This window comes from Gelidibacter sp., assembly GCF_035577925.1.
Taxonomy (GTDB): domain Bacteria; phylum Bacteroidota; class Bacteroidia; order Flavobacteriales; family Flavobacteriaceae; genus Gelidibacter.
The window spans coordinates 1-3,608 of sequence record NZ_DATJCY010000012.1 but is presented as its reverse complement, the minus strand read 5'-3'; the positions used below and the strand labels follow the sequence as shown (position 1 = coordinate 3,608).

Here is a 3,608-nt window from a genome sequence, read left to right as displayed (position 1 = left end):
TTTAAGGTTTATGGTTTTAAATTTGGAAAGGATTAGAGATTAAAGTAAGGGCATCCATGTTTATCTATGGTTTGTATAAAATCACTCTTTATGGTAAATGCAAGATGGTCACCTATAAGTTTGGCATGAAAATATTATTTTGTTGAAGTTATATAAAAACAAACCCTCCGTCCAAACCTCCTGCCGTATGACACCTCGCTTTGGCAAAAGGAAGTATCCAATTGAGATAGTTTTTCGCCATCCTATCATATATCATGAAAACCCAACATGCAAAATACCATCAAATTTTTAAAGACCATACATATAAAAGAAAAAACAAGTTTGTTTCTATTTTATGCATCGAAAAAAATATCGAAATCTATTTCATAATCCGAACTTGACCTTTCAAACTGCTTGGCTTAAAGACAAGCAATTAAAAAACAAAAACACAGCTGATTAAATAGCTTTAAAAAATCAAAAAAGCGCCGAATACTAAATAAAAGAAGCTGAATTCTAAACTTGTTCAATTCATATCAAATAGAATGTTATTTTAGCTTTAATGTTAAAATCCATCACTTCCATAATTTGCTTTTTCGCATTTGGTTTCTTCAACCTATATGGCCAAATTATGGCTGATGCCTCCACTTACAGCATTGTTTTAGTTAACAATAAAAATGTGGAAGCTCTTCGTACGGGCATGGAGTCTACTTTTGAAGATATAAGACGCGAAACGGATTGGAAACCCTATGACTCCACCTATACGGCCACACCAAAAACAACAGTATGGCTCAAATTTGAATTAGAAAACAAATCGAAGGACACCATAATCAACTATTTATATAGCAGTTCCTATTTCAATATGGTCTATCAGCAAAGCAATGGCGAAGCTGACGATCTCGAAAAAAACTTTTTCGTACCTGTTCCTGAACGAATGAATCTGCCTACAAGTCTATTTACAGCTCTCCGTCTTTTGCCTTTCCAAAAATCGGAAGTGTACGTAAAACTTGGTGCCAATAACGCCATAGCCCCAAACATTCCTGAAATCTATTCACAAATCAAATATTTAGAATTTTCTTCAAACAATTACCACAACCAAGTGATTCCCATAGGCATCATTTACTTCTATATCATTTCACTTATCACTATTTTCGTATTCGCCTTAGTATTTTGGTTGCGATTACTTGAAAAACTCTACCTCTATTATTTAGGTTATTTGTTGTTTCAACTAGTTTATGGTTTTGCAGTATTACGGTATACCGTAGCACCAATAGGTAATTTTTTTAAAGACATTCCAGAACTAGCAAATGATTTGTTTGAACCTGTCCAATTTATTTTTATTGGATTTTATGTGCTGTTCATTTTACAACTTTTACAGGTAAAAGAATATGATAAGCTATTGGCAAAAGCCCTTTATTATCTTGCACTATTTTGCTTTTTCTATGCCGTATTCAATTTTTCCATCAGTCATTTTTTGAACGATTTTAAATATATGGGGATGGTCTATTTGATCATACGATCTATTATACTTCCACTTAATTTGTTATTGATTTTTTGGATCATTTACAAAGTCAAACACCCGTTGCTAATTTACTTTATTGTGGGCCAATCGTTCTTTTTCATCGGTTCTATACTGAGCACCTACATTGCATTTACCAACACGCATTATATTCCAGGACATTTCTTTAATTTTAAAGAATCGCCAAATATCATTTTTCAGATGGGCTTGCTGGCTGAGGTGTACTGTTTTTCATTGGCACTAGGAAAAAACGTCTTTATCCTTCAAAAGGAAAAAGAAAAGACCAGTGCAGATTTGATAGAGCAATTACAGAAAAACCAACAGATCCAAGAACACATGAACCGTGATCTCGATCAAAAAGTAAATGAAAAAACCTACGAACTTATTAGCCTCTATTCCCAAATTGAACGTGAAAGAGAACAAAAAACAAAAGATGATTTCATAAAAAAAATAAGGGAAACAGAAATGATGGCTTTAAGGTCCCAAATGAATCCCCATTTTATTTTCAATAGCATGAACGCTATTAAAAACCTGATTATGACCTCTCGAAATGAGGATGCCATCAACTACCTCGATGATTTTGCAAGCTTACTTCGAAGTATATTACAAAACAGCAATCGCGAAAAAATAACCGTAGAAGATGAACTCGAAATTCTTGAACTCTACCTCTCTCTTGAAAAAAGCCGAATGGACACAGACTTTAGCTATACCATTCAAGTTACTTGTAAAGAAGAACTCTCACAGTTTGAAATACCGCCACTACTCTTGCAACCCATTGTAGAAAATGCCATTTGGCACGGCCTTCACCCAAGTTTAAAGACAGAAAAAAAATTGACCATCGTTTTCGATACTACCAAAAATCTAATCATCAGTATAGAAGACAACGGTGTTGGAAGAAAAGAAAGCGCCAAAAAGAAAAAACTGCACGATTCTATGGGAAACTCAATTGTTCAGGACCGATTATCTCTTTACAACCATCTGAACGACCATACTATTCATCTTAAAATAACCGACCTCGAAGAAGATGACCAGGTTTTGGGAACACGAACTACATTAACTTATGAATATTGAGCCATGACAAAAATTATAATTATAGATGACGAAACCCATTGCATAAACGTCCTTGAAAACTTAATAGAAAAGATGCAAGCCGACTATAGTATTATCGGCACCTTTACAAATCCGCTCAAAGGCCTGGAATTTATCAAAAGCAACCCGCCAGACTTGTTATTTCTCGATATCGAAATGCCAAACCTTAATGGTTTTGCATTATTGGACCATTTGCTACCAATAAACTTTGATGTTATTTTTACAACGGCTTATGACCAATATGCCATAAAAGCATTTCAATATAGTGCCATCAATTATCTTCTAAAACCCATAACCGAAAAAAATATTGTCAAGGCCCTTTCGGAATGGGAAAAACGAAGAAAGAAAACAACCAACAAACAATGGCAATTACTTCAGGAAAACTTAAAAACCACAAATACTGACTATACGCAAATTGCCTTGCCAACGGGAGTTGGCTACCAGATTGTGGAAATCAAAAACATCATGAGATGCCAATCCGATAGCAATTACACCCATATTATATGTAAGGATGAAAAAAAGATCTTGATCAGTCGCACCTTAAAAGAAATTGAAGAACTCTTGACAGATCACGGCTTTGTTAGGGTGCACCAATCTCATCTTATAAATCCAAAATTTGTAAAAGGCATCATAAAACAAGATGGCGGCAGCCTTATTATGATCAATGATGAGGAAGTCCCTATTTCACGCCAAAAAGGAAAACAGATTAATGAAATACTCGAAACAATGCTTCGATTTAAGTAAACAAGAAAAACCATTCTTTATATGGCCACAACTAAAACCTGCTAATAATTATTTAAAACATCATTGATTTAGACTTTGTCCACCCAATCCAGAAGGCCTTTCCAAAAACTTTTCCCTTTCCCTAAAGGATTTTCCTTGATTCACCCTTTAGGGCGGGGCAAAAAATCAAGGAAAATCCATTCAAATATAATTTTTGTCCCCTTCTCGAACTATCCAAACTAAAGAAGTTCCGATTTTCCTTGATTCACCCTTTAGGGCGGGGCTAAAAATCAAGGAAAAT

General features: G+C 34.6%; 2 protein-coding genes. Both read left to right on the top strand.

Annotation, left to right across the window (positions count from 1 at the left end):
• The first annotated feature begins 607 nt into the window (after nucleotides 1–607).
• A complete protein-coding gene (locus tag VNJ50_RS00415) occupies nucleotides 608–2,566 on the top strand; it encodes a sensor histidine kinase (protein ID WP_325577982.1) in 1,959 nt (652 codons plus the stop codon).
• 3 nt (nucleotides 2,567–2,569) lie between these two features.
• Nucleotides 2,570–3,328 carry a LytTR family DNA-binding domain-containing protein gene (locus VNJ50_RS00410; protein ID WP_325577980.1) on the top strand — a complete coding sequence of 253 codons (759 nt, stop codon included), beginning with the start codon at nucleotides 2,570–2,572 and terminating at the stop codon, nucleotides 3,326–3,328.
• Nucleotides 3,329–3,608: the final 280 nt, after the last annotated feature.

Bases quoted from the DNA above. Each gene is read 5' to 3' on its own strand.
- VNJ50_RS00415 (WP_325577982.1), top strand. From the start codon at position 608: ATGGCTGATGCCTCCACTTACAGCATTGTTTTAGTTAACAATAAAAAT.
- VNJ50_RS00410 (WP_325577980.1), top strand. From the start codon at position 2,570: ATGACAAAAATTATAATTATAGATGACGAAACCCATTGCATAAACGTC.